The sequence below is a fragment of the Spiribacter sp. 1M189 genome (assembly GCF_040838345.1).
Classification (GTDB): domain Bacteria; phylum Pseudomonadota; class Gammaproteobacteria; order Nitrococcales; family Nitrococcaceae; genus Spiribacter; species Spiribacter insolitus.
This window is the reverse complement of sequence record NZ_JBAKFF010000001.1, coordinates 400,713-415,126: the sequence shown is the minus strand read 5'-3', so window position 1 is coordinate 415,126 and position 14,414 is coordinate 400,713. Positions and strand designations below refer to the sequence as shown.

Sequence of the window (14,414 nt, the reverse complement as noted above, 5' to 3'; positions counted from 1 at the left end):
TGACCCGGCGGCGAGTCAGCCGCCGGCGTCGCTGTAACCGGGCCGCGACCGCCGCATTGCCCGGCTGAGCAGAATCACTGGCACGATCCCCACCAGCACGATGGCCAGTGACGCGGTCGACGACTGGCTGAGCCGCTCATCGGAGGCCAGCTCGTAGGAGCGGACCGCCAGTGTGGTGAAATCAAACGGCCGCAGGATGATGGTGGCCGGCAGCTCTTTCATCACGTCCACGAACACCAGGATGCCCGCGCCCAGGAGACTGCCGCGCATGATCGGCGCATGCACCCGCCGCAAGGTACCCCCGGCGGTCTTGCCGAGCGTCCGCGAGGCGGCGTCCATGCTCGGCGTCACCTTGGTGAGACTCGCCTGCACGGCGTTGTAGGACACCGCCAGAAAACGCACTAGGTAGGCGTAGACCAGCGCAAAGCCGGTGCCGGTGAGTAACAGCCCCACATTCCAGCCGAACTCGCCGCGGAGCAATGCGTAGAGCTGCTGATCCATCCAGCCCAGCGGGATCAGGATACCCACCGCGATCACCGCCCCGGGAATGGCATAGCCCATGGCGGAGACCCGCACCGCGGCCTGGGTGAGGGGCGATGGCGCCAGCCGCACGCCATAGGAGAGCAGCACCGCCAGCCCCACGGCCGCCAGCGCGGCAATGGTCGACAGGCTGATGCTGTTGAACACATAGGGAATGAACGACCAGCCAAACTGCTGGTCACCCGCGGTCACGCTCATCTCAAGGAGCAGCACCGCCGGAATCAGGAAACCCAGCACCACGGGCAGTCCGCAGCCCAGCACCGCCAGCCAGCGGCGCAACCCGGCGAGCTCGTACTGAGGCAACTCGCGGTAGCGGCTGGACGTATGGAAGAACTGCGCCTTGCCCCGCGAGACCCGCTCCAGCAGCAATAGCACCAGGACGAACAGCAGCAACACCCCGGCGAGCTGGGCCGCCGCCGTGCGCTCGCCGAGACCGAACCAGGTCCGGTAAATGCCGGTGGTGAAGGTATCCACGGCAAAGAACTGCACCGCACCGAATTCATTGAGGGTTTCCATGAGCGCCAGCGCCGCGCCACCGGCAATCGCCGGCCGGGCCAGCGGCACGGCGATGGTGCCAAATAGCTTCCAGGGCCCCCGCCCGAGGGTGCGACCCACCTCCAGCACACAGACCGACTGCTCGAGGAATGCCGCCCGCGTCAGCAGATAGACATACGGGTAGAGCACCAGGGAGAGCAGCACGATGGCACCGCCCAGCGAGCGGACGGGTGGAAACCAGTAGTCGCCGGCACCCCAGCCGAAGGTGTCCCTGAGCAGGGTCTGCAGCGGCCCCGAGAACTGCAGGAAATCCGTGTAGGCGTAGGCGATGACATAGGTCGGCACCGCCAGGGGCAGCAACAGGGCCCACTCGAAGATGCGCTGACCCGGGAAGCGACACATCACCACCAGCCAGGCCGTTCCCACGCCCATGACCAGCACGCCGACGCCGACACCCACCGCCAGGCCCGCCGTGTTCAGGAGGTAGCGCGGCAGGACCGTACTGGCGAGGTGCGACCAGATATCCGGCGCCGGCACGAAAACATGCCCGAGAACCGTCAGCACCGGGAGCGCGACGAACAGCGCGATCACCGCCATCATCACCGGCCACAGACCGGCGCGACGGGCCGCGAGGGCGATGCGGGCGAAGGGCGGCAGGGAACGAGCGGAGACAGCCAACGTGCGACTCTCCCGACAGTGGCGGAACAGGACTTAATTCGTCCACATAATACGCCGACCAACGCCGTTTTTCAGCCGCATCAGCGGCCTTTTCGCTGACTTGCCCTCACCCGGCGGGGTATCATCCGAGCATGAGTTACCAACGCGACAACGTCCGCCGGATGGCCGGCTATACGCCGGGTGAGCAACCCACCGATACCGGGGTCATCAAGCTCAACACCAATGAGAACCCCTGGCCGCCCTCCCCGGCGGTGATGTCGGCGCTGACGGCCATCACAGCGGAGGCGCTGCGCCGCTATCCCTCGCCAACCGCCGCCAGCTTTCTGGCGGAGGCCGCCCGACTTCACGGCGTAGGAGCAGATCAGCTTGTCGCCACCAACGGCGGTGATGAGCTGCTGCGGCTCGCCATCACCACGTTCGTCCCGCCGGGTGCGCCCATTGGCGTTGCCGAGCCAAGCTATTCGCTCTACCCGGTGCTGGCGGCCATCCATGACAGCCCGGTGCAGACGGTGGAACTGGAGACGGACTGGTCCCTGCCCGCGGATTTCGCCTCGCGCATGAATGCCGCCGGCGTTCCCCTCACCCTGCTCGTCAACCCCCATGCCCCCAGCGGGCGACTGCTGGATGCCGATGCCATCGGCGCCATTGCGGCGGCCCTGGACGGTGTCCTGCTGGTGGACGAGGCCTATGTGGACTTTACCGACCCCGGCCATGATGTCGTCGGCCTCATCCAGCGGCACGACAACCTGATGATCCTGCGCACCCTCTCCAAGGGATACTCCCTGGCCGGTCTGCGTCTGGGCTATGGCATCGGTCCATCGGCGCTGATCGAGCCCATCGCGCGAAAGACGCGTGACAGCTACAGCGTCGACGCCGTGGCCGACGCCCTGGGCGCCGCCGCGCTCGGCGATCAGCCGGCCGCCCAGGCGAGTTGGGAGGCGGTCAGAGAGGAGCGCACACGCGTCATTGACGCACTGCGTGGACGCGGTTTCGCGATTCCGGACAGCCAGGCCAATTTCTGTCTGGCGCGGGTCCCGAATCGGGCCGGCCGGTCGGCGGAGGCCCTCTATCGTGGCCTCAAGGACCGCGGCATCCTGGTCCGGCATTTCGCCACGCCAAGGCTTGCCGACTGCCTGCGCATCACCATTGGCACCCCCGAGCAGAACAACGCGCTGCTGAGCAGTCTCGACGCGCTGCTCACCGGCTAGGCCGACTGAGCCGCCGCAAACCAGCTGCGACGGCGCCAGGCGCGCCAGAACACCGCACCCAGCAACAGGCTGCGGGCCACGGTGAAGCTGACGAATGCCAGCCACAGCCCGTGGTTGCCCAGCGGCTGCGCCAGCCACCAGACCGGCAGATAGAACAGCACCACCGCGGCGATCATGGTGTCCCGCATGGCGCGCGTGCGGGTCGCACCAATGAACAGGCCGTCCAGCAGGTAACTCCCCACGGCCAGTAGCGGCATGGCCACCATCCAGGGGAGAAAACGACCGGCCGTCTCGCGGACCGCTGGCAGATCAGTCAGCAGGTCGATCAACGCCCCGCCCCCCAGAGCAAACCCCAGGCTTGCGGCACCGGCGGTGACCAGCGACCACTCCGTGGCCGCCCGCACCACCGACCGAAAGCCGGGCTGATCGGCCGCGCCGATACGCTGACCGACCAAAGATTCGGTGGCATGGGCAAAACCGTCCAGCCCGTAGGACGCCAGCAGGACAAACTGGAGCAGCACCGCATTGGCAGCCAGGGTGACGTCACCGAGCTGGGCACCCCGGGAGTGAAAGAATGCAAAGGCGAAAAGCAGGCACAGGGTACGAATGAAAAGCGCGAAGTTCACTGACAGCAGACGCCCATAGCCAGCGATATTGACGAAAACGCCAGGCACGCGACGCCACCCCCAGCCATGCCAGGCCATCAGCGCGAGACCGACGCCGCTCGCAAGGGTCACGTAGTCGGCGATCACACTGGCGAGAGCGACGCCCGCCGTGGTCATCCCCAGGCCCATCACGAAGACAAGATCCAGGACGATGTTGACGCTGTTGTTGATCACCATCAGCAGCAGCGTGACCCGGCTGTAGCCCCGGCCCAGAAACCAGCCGATGAGCGCATAGTTGGCGAGCACGGCGGGGGCACTGGCAATGCGGACGCGGGCATAGATGTCGGCCTCGGCGGTCACGGCCGCGCTGCCATCCAGCAGGTGAAGACCCAGCGGGATCAGCAGGGGATGCAGGGCAATCAGGGCCATGCCGATCAGAAAGGCGAGCATCAGGCTCTGACCCAGCAGCCGGATGACGTCGTCGGTATCATCACGCCCCAGCGCCTGGGCCGTGAGCCCGGTGGTGCCCATGCGCAGGAAGCCGAACCCCCAGTAGAGGAAACTGAACAGGGTCGCTCCCAGCGTCACGCCGCCCAGATAGCGGTTGTCCGGCAGGTGTCCCACCACGGCCGTGTCCACCAGTCCCAGCAGCGGGACGGTGATGTTGGAGACGATCAACGGCCAGGCGAGCGCCCAGACCCGGCGTCGGGCCCGGGCGGGGCCAACCCCGGTGTCGGGGCTGCTATACTCTGCGCCCATGAAAACCATCACTCCCGCACAGTACCGGCGCGCCCTGTTCTGGCTGGCAGGTGCGCACATCACCATCATCGCCGCCAGCAACTATCTGGTGCAGCTGCCGATCTCGCTCTTCGGCCTGCATACCACCTGGGGCGCGTTCTCTTTCCCGTTCATTTTCCTGGCGACGGACCTGACCGTGCGCACCTTCGGCAAGGTCGCAGCGCGGCGGATCATTTTCTTCGCCATGGGCCCGGCGCTGCTGATCTCCTATCTGCTCGGCGTGCTCTTCCAGCAGGGCAGTTTCCAGGGCGCCGATGCGCTACTCAGCCTCAACACCTTTGTCGGGCGCATTGCCGCCGCCAGCTTCATGGCCTACGCGCTGGGCCAGCTGCTCGATATCCATATCTTCGATCGGTTGCGTCAGTCGGCACGCTGGTGGGTCGCACCGGCGGTCTCCACACTGTTCGGGAATCTGGCCGACACCGTGGCATTTTTCGCCATCGCGTTCTATAACAGTCCTGACCCGTTCATGGCGACGCACTGGCCGGAGATCGCGGCGGTGGACTATGCCTCGAAGATCCTGATTTCCGCGGTGCTTTTCCTGCCTGCCTACGGCCTGCTACTGGCCTGGCTGCAGCGCCGCGTGCTGGGTCCGGACGGTCGCATCGCGCTGGCGCCGGCGCCGCGCTAGCGGTGCCCGGTCGCCCGGGCGCTACCCCGGCGTTCCTGGCCGCTCCGGATACCAGACCAGCGGCTCGCCCTGGTGGGTGTCGTCGATGCGAAAGCCATGGCGGGCATACCACTGCAACAGCGCCGCCTGGCCCAGGCCGGACTCATCATCGACGTTGGCCTGGCCGAGCAATGTGACGCCATGGCGATCGCAGAGGTCCTTCAGCCACTCCAGAACGGCGCTCGCCTCCCCCTGACCCCGCCAGTCGCGATCCGTCTCGATGCGCATGAGCACCAGATAGGCGGACTCGGCCTCGAGCACGGCCCGGACATGTCCGAACCAGCGATAGGCCAGCATCGAGTGGTCGGTCGCCTCGGCGGGCACGGTATGCGCCTGCCAGGCCTGCATGGCGGCATGGACATCGCCGTTCATGGCGCGAGCCACTCCGTGCCGGCCATGTAGGGCTTCAGCGCCTCGGGAATCACCACCCGGCCATCGGCCTGCTGGTAGTTCTCCAGCACCGCCACCAGGCATCGTCCCACCGCCAGCGCCGAGCCGTTCAGCGTGTGCAGCGGCTCGGGCCTGCCAGTGTCGGGGTTGCGCCAGCGCGCCTGCATGCGCCGTGCCTGAAAGGCCTCGGTATTGCTGCAGGAGGAGATCTCGCGATAGGCCGACTGGCCAGGCAGCCAGACTTCAATGTCATGTGTCTTGGCCGCCGCAAATCCCATATCCCCGCCGCAGAGTGTCACCACCCGGTAGGCAAGCCCGAGGCGCTGGAGGATCTGCTCGGCATGGCCGGTGAGTCGCTCCAGCGCCGCGTAGGAGTCATCCGGCCGGGTGAGTTGGACCAGCTCGACCTTGTCGAACTGGTGCTGACGGATCATGCCGCGGGTATCGCGTCCGTACGATCCGGCCTCGGAGCGGAAGCACGGGGTATGGCTGACATAACCGAGCGGCAGGTATTCGGCATCGATGATCTCGCCCGCGGCGAGATTGGTCAGCGGCACCTCGGCGGTCGGAATGAGATGCAGCCGTGGCTCGAAGTTCTCGACGGCGAAGAGGTCTTCGGCGAACTTCGGCAACTGTCCCGTGCCGATCAGTGCCTCCTCCCCCACCAGATAGGGGACGGCGGTTTCCCGGTAGCCATGCTCAGCGGTATGCACATCCAGCATGAACTGAGCCAGCGCCCGGTGCAGCCGTGCGATTCCGTCGCGCATGACAACGAAACGCGAGCCCGCGAGTTTCGCCCCGGCGGCAAAGTCGAGGCCATTGCCCAGCGCCTCACCCAACTCGACGTGATCGCGGGGGCGGAAATCGAATTCGGGCGGTTCGCCCCAGCGCCGGATTTCGACATTGTCGGTCTCGTCCTCACCCGGGGGAACACTCTCATGCGGCAGATTCGGCAGCCCCAGGTGGATATCGCGCAGACTCGACTGCACCGCATCGAGTTCGGCCTCGGCCGACTTCAGTGCGTCACCCAGGCTGGCGACCTCGTCCAGCAGCGGCTGGATGTCCTCGCCGGCCTGCTTGGCCTTGCCGATGGCGCGAGAGTGCTCGTTACGCTCATGCTGCAGCGATTCGGTGCGCGATTGCAGTTCGCGTCGCTGCGACTCGAGCGCTGCATAACGCTGGGCGTCGAAGTCATGCCCGCGGTGCGCCAGCCGTTCGGCAATGGCTTCCGGGTCCTGTCTCAGGGCTTTCTGATCAAGCATCGATTCGGTCGCGTCCTAGAAATTCCGGGTCAACATGATACCCGCGAGGGCAGCGGCGAGGCAGGTAATGACACTCGTCAGCACGTAGAGCACTGCCCTTGCCGTGGCACCGGTGCCGAACAGGGCAAGGGCATCCAGCGAAAATGCGGAGAATGTGGTGAAGGCGCCCAGCAGTCCCACAGTGAAGAAGGCCCGCCAGGCAGGCGCGAGCAGGCCGCGCTCCACCAGCAGGACGAAGGCGATCCCCATGAGAAGACTGCCCAGCACATTGACGATCAGAGTGCCCCACGGGAAGCCACGCGGCAGCCACTGCGCCGCCGCCATGGTCGCGCCATGGCGCATGAGTGCCCCGAGCGCACCGCCGGCGGCGACCGCCGCCCATTCACCGAACAAGGCCATTGGCCGGTTCCTCGCCCGCGAAACGCCCGGAGTGTACGCGAATCCGATGGCGGATCGAAGCGCCTAAGGCTTCCCGGCCGCCTCATCGAGCCGCGCGAGCCAGTCGAATCGATCGGCAATGCGCTTCTCGAGTCCGCGGTCCGTGGGTCGATAGTAACGCTTTCCGGCCAGCGCATCGGGCAGATAGGACTCGCCCGCGGCATAGGCGTTCGGCTCGTCATGGGCATAGCGGTAGGCATGCCCGTAACCGAGCGATTTCATGAGCCGGGTCGGCGCGTTGCGCAGGTGCACCGGCACGTCCAGCGAGCCGTGCTCACGGGCATCCGCCATCGCTTCATTGAAGGCGCGATACACCGCATTGCTCTTGGGAACGGCGGCCAGGTAGCTGATGGCATGGGCGATGGCGAGCTCACCCTCCGGCGAACCCAGGCGCTCCTGTGCCTGCCAGGCATCCAGCGCCACCTGCAGCGCCCTCGGATCGGCGTTACCGATATCCTCCGAGGCCATCCGCACCACGCGTCGGGCGATATAGAGCGGGTCACAGCCACCGTCGAGCATCCGGGCGTACCAGTAGAGCGCCGCATCCGGGGCGGAACCACGAACCGACTTGTGCAAGGCGGAAATCAGGTCATAGAACGCATCCCCGCCCTTGTCGAAGCGCGCCCGACCACCGGCCGCCGCCTCGCGGATCAGATCCAGCTCGATGCGACCGTCATCGCCGACGAGGTCGGCGGCCACCTCAAGCAGGCTGAGGGCGGTCCGGGCGTCGCCGTCGGCGAGCCGTGTCAGCGCGTCCCGGGCCTCATCGGCCAGCGCGATGCGCTGATCGCCGAGGCCGCGCTCGGCATCCGCCATGGCGGCATCGATCAACCGACCGATGGCGTCGGCCTCCAGCGTGCGCAGGACATAGACCCGCACCCGCGACAGGAGCGCGTTGTTCAGCTCAAAGGACGGGTTCTCGGTGGTCGCGCCGATGAACAGCAGCGTGCCATCCTCGATGTAGGGCAGAAAGGCGTCCTGCTGGGCCTTATTGAAGCGGTGCACCTCATCCACGAACAGCAGCGTGCGCCGCCCCGCCTCGCGGTTACTCCGACCACGGGCGGCGGCCTCGCGGATATCCTTGACGCCCGCCATGACCGCCGAGAGCGTCAGGAACTCCGCCTCCGCCGCGGCGGCGACCATACGCGCCAGCGTGGTCTTGCCCGTGCCGGGCGGGCCCCAGAGCACCATCGAGTGGGGTCGCCCGGCGGCGAGGGCCTCGCCTAGCGGCCGACCGGGCCCGAGCAGATGCGTCTGCCCCACGAACTCCGCCGGCGTCCGGGGGCGCATGCGATCCGCCAGCGGACGGCTCCGATCGATCATGACCCCTGCATGACATCCACGCCGGCGGGCGGCTCGAACTCGAAGCGATCGGGGCTCACCTCGGGATTCAGCGTCAGATCACGCAGCCGCACCTCGACGCGCTGCCCGAGGCCATCCTCCACCGTGATCGACGCGGGAACGCCGTCCGCCAGCTCCAACCGCACCCGCTGGAAATCCCAGGCCGGATCGGTAGGCCGCAGGATGACCACATCCTCACCACCGGCGGTCAGAGAGAAATTCTCCTCGAGGCGTGACAGGTCACCGCTGAGAAGCTGCGCGGCCCCTACGCCGAGCGCTTCCTCCAGGGGCCGCACCACAACCTGTTCGAGCGCCACATCGTGAACCCAGAGCTGCTCCCCGTCGGAGACAATAAGCTGCTCCCAGGGGGTGCGGTAGTCCCAGATGAACCGTTGGGGGCGGGCCATCAAAAAACGGCCGCTTGCCTCCTCGATTACTTCACCATTGTCGTCGCGGGTCGTCTGACGAAATTCCCCGGCGAGCGTCTCAACGGCCTCGAAGTAGTGGGTCAGGCCGGCAATCGGTCCGTCCTTCGTGGCCTGCGTACCATCCTCCTGGCCGGCGGCTCGCGTCACGGAGGCCGCCGCAAGGAGAGCAACGATCAGCAGAAAAACTGGCATGGCGAGGCAGTGGCGCATCCGCATCGTGTTCAGTCCCCTGGGGGTGGTGGCGCGATGACCTCACGCGATCCATTCGCCTGCAGCGGACCGACGATACCGGCCGCCTCCATTTCCTCGACCAGCCGTGCCGCCCGGTTATAGCCGATCTTCAGCCGTCTCTGCACACCGGAGATGGAGGCCTTGCGGGTTTCGGTGACGATACGCACCGCCTGGTCATAAAGCGGGTCCGACTCGCCGCCACCGGCGCTCATCTCCCCGGGCAAAGCCCCCGACATGGCGGCCTCGCCCTCGCTTTCATCGAGGATGCCATCGACATAGTCCGGCTCGCCGCTCTGCTTGAGATGCTCGGCTACCCGGTGGACCTCGGCGTCCGAGACGAATGCGCCATGGACCCGCTCGGGGATGCCGCGGCTGCTCGGCCCCAGGTAGAGCATGTCGCCATGGCCGAGCAGCGACTCCGCCCCCATCTGGTCGAGGATGGTCCGGGAATCCACGCGCGAGGACACCTGAAAGGCCATGCGGGTAGGAATGTTGGCCTTGATCAGGCCAGTGATGACATCCACCGACGGGCGCTGGGTGGCCAGAATGAGATGAATGCCGGCGGCGCGGGCCTTCTGCGCCAGCCGGGCGATAAGCTCCTCGACCTTCTTGCCGACCATCATCATCATGTCGGCAAACTCGTCGACTACGACAACAACGTATGGGAGGGGTTCGAGTACCGGCGCCTGCGGCGCCTCGCCGTCGCCATCGAGCGTGGGCTCCACCCGCCCCTCCGGCGCACGCCAGAGCGGATCGGTCAGCGGCTCACCCCGCTCTCGGGCCTCGCGGATCTTGCGGTTGGCGCCACCGATGTTGCGCACCCCGAGACTGGCCATCAGGCGGTAGCGACGTTCCATTTCGCCGACGCACCAGCGCAGCGCATTGGCGGCCTCCTTCATGTCGGTCACGACCGGCGCCAACAGGTGCGGAATACCATCGTAGACCGAGAGCTCCAGCATCTTCGGGTCGATCATGATGGTGCGGACCTGCTCAGGGCCATTCTTGTAGAGCAGGCTGATGATCATGGCGTTGATGCCCACCGATTTGCCCGAGCCAGTGGTGCCCGCCACCAGCAGATGTGGCATCTTGGCGAGATCCACCACCTGCGTGTAGCCGCCGATATCCTTGCCGATGGCGAGCGTCAGCGGCGAGGCCGCCTTCTCGAAAGCCTCCGAGCGGATAATCTCGGAGAGCGCGATCACCTGACGATGTTCATTGGGGATCTCCAGCCCCACCACCGACTTGCCCGGAATGACCTCGACCACACGCACCGCCGTGACCGACAGCGCACGAGCCAGATCCTTGGAGAGATTGGTGATCTGGCTCACCTTGACGCCAGCGGCAGGCTTGAGCTCGAAGCGGGTGATCACCGGGCCGGGCTGCACGGCGACGACCTCCACCTCGACGCCGAAGTCGCGCAGCTTGTGCTCAACCAGCCGGGACATGGCCTCCAGTGCCTCCGCCGTGTAGCCGGGCTGCTCGGCCTTGGGGGGATCAAGCAGCGACACTGGCGGACGTTCGCCCGGCGCCGGCGGTTTCTCGAAGAGCTGGATCTGCTGCTCCCGGCGCGCCTTCTCGCTCGGCCTGGCTTCCTTCGCCGGCGGCGCAATGGCGGGTTTCTGACGTCTGCGCGCGCGGCGGCGCTCCTCCCGCCGGGCCGCCTCGCGTTCGCGACGGGCGCGCTGAGCCATGATGCGGTCGTGGACCCAGCCGCGCAGGAGTGCCAGGTATTTGCTCTGGGCCAGGATGAAGTGCCCGAGCTGGTCCATGAGCGCAATCCAGGACAGCCCGGTAAACAGAGTCACACCGGCCAGCAGCACCGCCAGCGCCAGCAGCGTGGCACCGGTAAAACTGAATGCCTCGCGGATCTGATCGCCCACCAGATTGCCCAGTACGCCGCCGGAACTCAGCGGCACGGTGCCGGCCACTGGCTCGATATGCAGCCTCGCCAGCGCCGCACCGGCGAGCAGCGTCAGCACGAACCCGAACACCCGCACGCCAATTACGCCCCAATGCATCTCGCCGTCACGTCGCTGCCACCGGTAGACCAGCGTCGCGAGCAACCCGATCAGCACCGGGAAAAGGAAGGCGAGATAACCAAAGAGGTAGAGGCTCAGATCCGCCCAGTAGGCGCCGACAACGCCACCGGCATTGCTCAGCCCCGCCGCCGGACCGGAATGGCTCCAGCCCGGATCAGCGGGGTTGTAGGTGACCAGTGCCAGCATAAGAAAGCCGGCCACTGCCATCAGCAAGAGCAGTGCAGCCTCGCGAAGCATCCGGCCGATCTGCTGGCTGATGGGTGTCACGGGCTGCCGGGCTGTTGTCTTGCCTGCCATAGCGCTGAGTGTACAGTAGGCGCCTGATCTTTAGCATCGGGAACATCCCGGGCACTTCAAGACGCGGTCTGCGGTCTGTCGAGGCATGCAACTCAGAGCAATACCCGCAATAGGAGAGATCGACCCCAGGCGCTGGAATGCGCTGCAGGGGGCCGACAACCCGTTCCTGCGCCATGAATTCCTCGAGGCGCTGGAGCGCCACGGCGCCGTGTCCCGTGAAAACGGATGGGTCCCCTATCACCTGCTCCTCGAAGACGGCGAAACCCTGGCCGCCGCCGCGCCCGCCTACATCAAGGGCAACTCCTGGGGCGAGTTCGTCTTCGACTTCGCCTGGGCTCATGCCTACGAGCGCAATGGCCTTGAGTACTACCCCAAGCTGATCATCGCCGTGCCCTACAGCCCGGTGAACGGGCCACGCATGCTGCTGAATCCGGACTATCCGGCCGAGGGCCTGCGCCATGCGCTCGCCGACGGTGCCCGCCAGATGGCCGACGCGATGGAGATCAGCTCAGTGCACTGGCTGTTCGCGCGGGATGCCGACATGGAGATCCTCGAGGAGGCGGATTATGCCCGCCGCGAGGGCTGCCAGTATCACTGGCGCAATGCCGGCTACGCCGACTTCGACGACTTCCTCGACGGGCTCAGCGCAAAGAAGCGCAAGAATATCCGGCGCGAACGGCGTCGGGTCACGGAACAAGGCCTGGCGATGCGAACCGTGCATGGCGACGAGGCGAGCCCAGCGCTGTGGGATGCGCTGCATGGGTTCTATGAGGACACCTTCCATGCCCACGGCAACCTGCCGGTGATAACGCGCGATTGCTTCGTCGAGCTCGGCGAGGCGCTTGGCGACCGTGTCGTGCTATTCGTGGCCGAAGACAGTGGCGAGCCGGTCGCCGGCGCGATCTGCCTGCGCAGTGAGGACACGCTCTACGGTCGCTACTGGGGTGCAGCGCGGGACTACGACGGCCTGCACTTCGAGGCCTGCTACTACCAGGGCATCGACTACTGCATCCGGCACGGCCTCTCACGCTTCGAACCCGGCGCCCAGGGCGAGCACAAGGTAGCGCGGGGCTTTTTGCCCGTCCTCACGCACTCGGCCCATTACCTGCGGGATGCGCAGTTTCGCGCCGCGGTGGACGATTTCCTTGAGCGGGAGCGGGCGGCCGTGACTCAGTATGCGCATGAGCTCACCATCGAGGGCCCTTACCGCGAGGAAGTCCTGGAGCGACTCCCCCGTGACTGAACCCCTGCTACCGATTCCCTGGTTGGCGCCCGACGATGAGACCACGCCACTACCGGACCCGGAGACCGCCCTAGCGGAGCCCAACGGCCTGCTCGCCATCGGCGCTTCGTTGTCTCCCACACGACTGGAGTCGGCCTATCGCGCCGGCGCTTTCCCATGGTTCTCGCCGGGGGAGCCGATCCTGTGGTGGAGCCCGGATCCTCGGGCGATCATCTCGCCCTCGGGCTTTCATATCAGCCGATCGCTTCGCCGTACGCTGCGCCGGGACGACTACCATGTCAGCCTCGATAGCGCTTTCGATGCCGTGGTGGCGGCCTGCGCCGAACCCCGTTCGGATCAGCTGGGCACATGGATCACCAACGACATGAAGGCCGCCTATAGCCACCTTCATGTCGTCGGGCTGGCGCATTCCATCGAGGTCTGGCGCCAGGACGCGCTCATCGGCGGCCTCTACGGGGTATCGCTGGGAGGCGCATTTTTTGGCGAATCCATGTTCAGCCGCGCCCCCAATGGCAGCAAGATCGCCATGGCCTGGCTGATGCGCCAGATCCGCTCCTGGGGCTTCGATTTCCTCGACTGCCAGATGCCCACCACCCACCTGCTACGCATGGGTGCCGAACAGATCCCCCGCAAGCGCTTCCTGCTCGCCCTGGCCGCCAGCCAGCGTCAGCCAACGCGGATCGGTCCCTGGCGGCTGGACATCGGCCGTGAGGCGGTCACCGAGGGTTGGGACGATGACTGAAGCCCGCGGCACGAAGCGCATCCGGCTGTTCGGCACAGGTTATCGCCCGTGTCCGTACCTGCATGACCGGCCCTCGCAGTTCGATTTCGTCGACCCGCGCCTCTCGCCGACCCCCGCCCTTTACGACGAACTCCTGGCCCAGGGGTTTCGCCGTGGCGGTGAGCATATCTACCGCACAGCCTGCCCCGGCTGCCAGGCCTGTCAGAGTCTGCGCATTCCGGTGGCGCGATTCCGGCCGCGACGCCGGCATCGACGGTGCCTGCGGGACAACGCGGATATCGACCTGATCAACGTCGGCTTTCGTTACCGGCCCGAGCATTTCGAGCTCTACAGCCGTTATGTGACCGCGCGTCACCCCGGAGGCGGTATGGACGAGGCCGACCCCGACCTTTACTGGCAGTATCTGACCGCCAGCTGGTGCCCGACGGAATTCATCGAGCTGCGCCAGCGTCCCGGCGGCGAACTGCTCGCCGTCGCGGTCACCGACGACACCGGCGGCGCCCTCTCGGCGGTCTATACCTTCTACGAACCCGAGGCCGGCCAACGCGGCCTGGGTACCCTCGCCATTCTCCTGCAGATCGAGGAGGCGCGGCGACGGCAGCGTGACTGGCTCTACCTTGGATACTGGATTGCCGGCTGTCCTGGCATGGACTACAAAACCGGCTTCCGGCCACATGAGCATCTCGCCCCCGATGGCTGGGTCCCGAGCGATTAGCGCGCGGAGTTATTGGTGATCGCCCCGGGCTCCGGTAGAATCCCCGCTTTTACGGCCATAAGAGAGAGGCTGAATGGCGAAGGAAGAGAATATCCGGATGCAGGGCACGATCACCGAAGTGATGCCCAACACGATGTTCCGTGTCGAGCTGGAGAACGGTCACACCGTAACGGCTCACATCTCGGGCAAGATGCGCAAGCACTACATCCGTATCCTGCGCGGTGACAAGGTCACCGTCGAACTGACCCCCTACGACCTCAACAAGGGCCGAATCGTCTACCGCGCCCGCTGAGC

General features: G+C 66.3%; 14 protein-coding genes. 6 read left to right on the top strand and 8 right to left on the bottom strand.

Annotated elements, in window-relative coordinates; translation table 11 throughout:
* Nucleotides 1-15 precede the first annotated feature (15 nt).
* Nucleotides 16-1,713 (bottom strand): ABC transporter permease, encoded by a 1,698-nt coding sequence (locus V6X30_RS02100; RefSeq protein WP_367982990.1) that lies wholly within the window; start codon nt 1,711-1,713, stop codon nt 16-18.
* A gap of 131 nt (nt 1,714-1,844) precedes the next feature.
* Here V6X30_RS02100 and hisC point away from each other — a divergent pair, with 131 nt between their 5' ends.
* Nucleotides 1,845-2,921, top strand: a complete 1,077-nt coding sequence (gene hisC, locus V6X30_RS02095) for a histidinol-phosphate transaminase (RefSeq protein WP_367982989.1) — start codon at nt 1,845-1,847, stop codon at nt 2,919-2,921.
* On the opposite strand, the gene V6X30_RS02090 is transcribed toward hisC, so the two are convergent.
* Nucleotides 2,918-4,285 (bottom strand): MATE family efflux transporter, encoded by a 1,368-nt coding sequence (locus tag V6X30_RS02090; RefSeq protein ID WP_367982988.1) that lies wholly within the window; start codon nt 4,283-4,285, stop codon nt 2,918-2,920. The two genes, hisC and V6X30_RS02090, sit on opposite strands and share 4 nt — an antisense overlap.
* Here V6X30_RS02090 and V6X30_RS02085 point away from each other — a divergent pair.
* Complete coding sequence (locus tag V6X30_RS02085) at nt 4,284-4,955, top strand: 7-cyano-7-deazaguanine/7-aminomethyl-7-deazaguanine transporter (RefSeq protein ID WP_367982987.1); 672 nt, start codon at nt 4,284-4,286, stop codon at nt 4,953-4,955. The genes V6X30_RS02090 and V6X30_RS02085 overlap by 2 nt on opposite strands.
* A 21-nt stretch (nt 4,956-4,976) precedes the next feature.
* Here the strand turns inward: V6X30_RS02085 and V6X30_RS02080 are convergent, their stop codons facing one another.
* The 6 genes from V6X30_RS02080 to V6X30_RS02055 form a co-directional block, all read right to left on the bottom strand.
* Complete coding sequence (locus V6X30_RS02080; protein ID WP_367982986.1) at nt 4,977-5,366, bottom strand: N-acetyltransferase; 390 nt, start codon at nt 5,364-5,366, stop codon at nt 4,977-4,979.
* Nucleotides 5,363-6,646: a serine--tRNA ligase gene (serS, locus tag V6X30_RS02075; protein WP_367982985.1), complete on the bottom strand. Its 1,284-nt coding sequence runs from the start codon at nt 6,644-6,646 to the stop codon at nt 5,363-5,365. Before serS ends, V6X30_RS02080 begins: the two co-directional genes overlap by 4 nt.
* Before the next feature lie 15 nt (nt 6,647-6,661).
* Nucleotides 6,662-7,045: a fluoride efflux transporter CrcB gene (gene crcB / locus V6X30_RS02070; protein ID WP_367982984.1), complete on the bottom strand. Its 384-nt coding sequence runs from the start codon at nt 7,043-7,045 to the stop codon at nt 6,662-6,664.
* A 63-nt stretch (nt 7,046-7,108) separates the two neighbouring features.
* Nucleotides 7,109-8,407, bottom strand: coding sequence for a replication-associated recombination protein A (locus tag V6X30_RS02065; protein WP_367982983.1), 1,299 nt, complete (start codon nt 8,405-8,407; stop codon nt 7,109-7,111).
* Nucleotides 8,404-9,000 (bottom strand): outer membrane lipoprotein chaperone LolA, encoded by a 597-nt coding sequence (gene lolA / locus V6X30_RS02060; RefSeq protein ID WP_367982982.1) that lies wholly within the window; start codon nt 8,998-9,000, stop codon nt 8,404-8,406. The genes V6X30_RS02065 and lolA overlap by 4 nt, the downstream gene beginning before the upstream one ends.
* Before the next feature lie 74 nt (nt 9,001-9,074).
* Nucleotides 9,075-11,420 (bottom strand): DNA translocase FtsK, encoded by a 2,346-nt coding sequence (locus V6X30_RS02055; RefSeq protein ID WP_367982981.1) that lies wholly within the window; start codon nt 11,418-11,420, stop codon nt 9,075-9,077.
* Between the two features lie 85 nt (nt 11,421-11,505).
* On the opposite strand from V6X30_RS02055, the gene V6X30_RS02050 reads away from it, so the two are divergent.
* The 4 genes from V6X30_RS02050 to infA all read left to right on the top strand — a co-directional run bounded on the left by V6X30_RS02050 (nt 11,506) and on the right by infA (nt 14,412).
* On the top strand, nt 11,506-12,663 hold the full coding sequence (locus V6X30_RS02050; RefSeq protein WP_367982980.1) for a GNAT family N-acetyltransferase: 1,158 nt from the start codon (nt 11,506-11,508) through the stop codon (nt 12,661-12,663).
* Complete coding sequence (gene aat / locus V6X30_RS02045) at nt 12,656-13,405, top strand: leucyl/phenylalanyl-tRNA--protein transferase (RefSeq protein ID WP_367982979.1); 750 nt, start codon at nt 12,656-12,658, stop codon at nt 13,403-13,405. The genes V6X30_RS02050 and aat overlap by 8 nt, the downstream gene beginning before the upstream one ends.
* Nucleotides 13,398-14,120, top strand: a complete 723-nt coding sequence (locus V6X30_RS02040; protein WP_367982978.1) for an arginyltransferase — start codon at nt 13,398-13,400, stop codon at nt 14,118-14,120. The genes aat and V6X30_RS02040 overlap by 8 nt, the downstream gene beginning before the upstream one ends.
* 73 nt (nt 14,121-14,193) lie before the next feature.
* Entirely contained in the window at nt 14,194-14,412 is a 219-nt protein-coding gene (gene infA / locus V6X30_RS02035; protein ID WP_367966206.1) for a translation initiation factor IF-1, read from the top strand.
* Nucleotides 14,413-14,414: the final 2 nt, after the last annotated feature.

Bases quoted from the DNA above. Each gene is read 5' to 3' on its own strand.
- V6X30_RS02050 (WP_367982980.1), top strand. From the start codon at position 11,506: ATGCAACTCAGAGCAATACCCGCAATAGGAGAGATCGACCCCAGGCGC.
- hisC (WP_367982989.1), top strand. From the start codon at position 1,845: ATGAGTTACCAACGCGACAACGTCCGCCGGATGGCCGGCTATACGCCG.
- infA (WP_367966206.1), top strand. From the start codon at position 14,194: ATGGCGAAGGAAGAGAATATCCGGATGCAGGGCACGATCACCGAAGTG.
- V6X30_RS02080 (WP_367982986.1), bottom strand. From the start codon at position 5,366: ATGAACGGCGATGTCCATGCCGCCATGCAGGCCTGGCAGGCGCATACC.
- serS (WP_367982985.1), bottom strand. From the start codon at position 6,646: ATGCTTGATCAGAAAGCCCTGAGACAGGACCCGGAAGCCATTGCCGAA.
- V6X30_RS02040 (WP_367982978.1), top strand. From the start codon at position 13,398: ATGACTGAAGCCCGCGGCACGAAGCGCATCCGGCTGTTCGGCACAGGT.
- V6X30_RS02065 (WP_367982983.1), bottom strand. From the start codon at position 8,407: ATGATCGATCGGAGCCGTCCGCTGGCGGATCGCATGCGCCCCCGGACG.
- V6X30_RS02085 (WP_367982987.1), top strand. From the start codon at position 4,284: ATGAAAACCATCACTCCCGCACAGTACCGGCGCGCCCTGTTCTGGCTG.
- crcB (WP_367982984.1), bottom strand. From the start codon at position 7,045: ATGGCCTTGTTCGGTGAATGGGCGGCGGTCGCCGCCGGCGGTGCGCTC.
- V6X30_RS02090 (WP_367982988.1), bottom strand. From the start codon at position 4,285: ATGGGCGCAGAGTATAGCAGCCCCGACACCGGGGTTGGCCCCGCCCGG.
- V6X30_RS02055 (WP_367982981.1), bottom strand. From the start codon at position 11,420: ATGGCAGGCAAGACAACAGCCCGGCAGCCCGTGACACCCATCAGCCAG.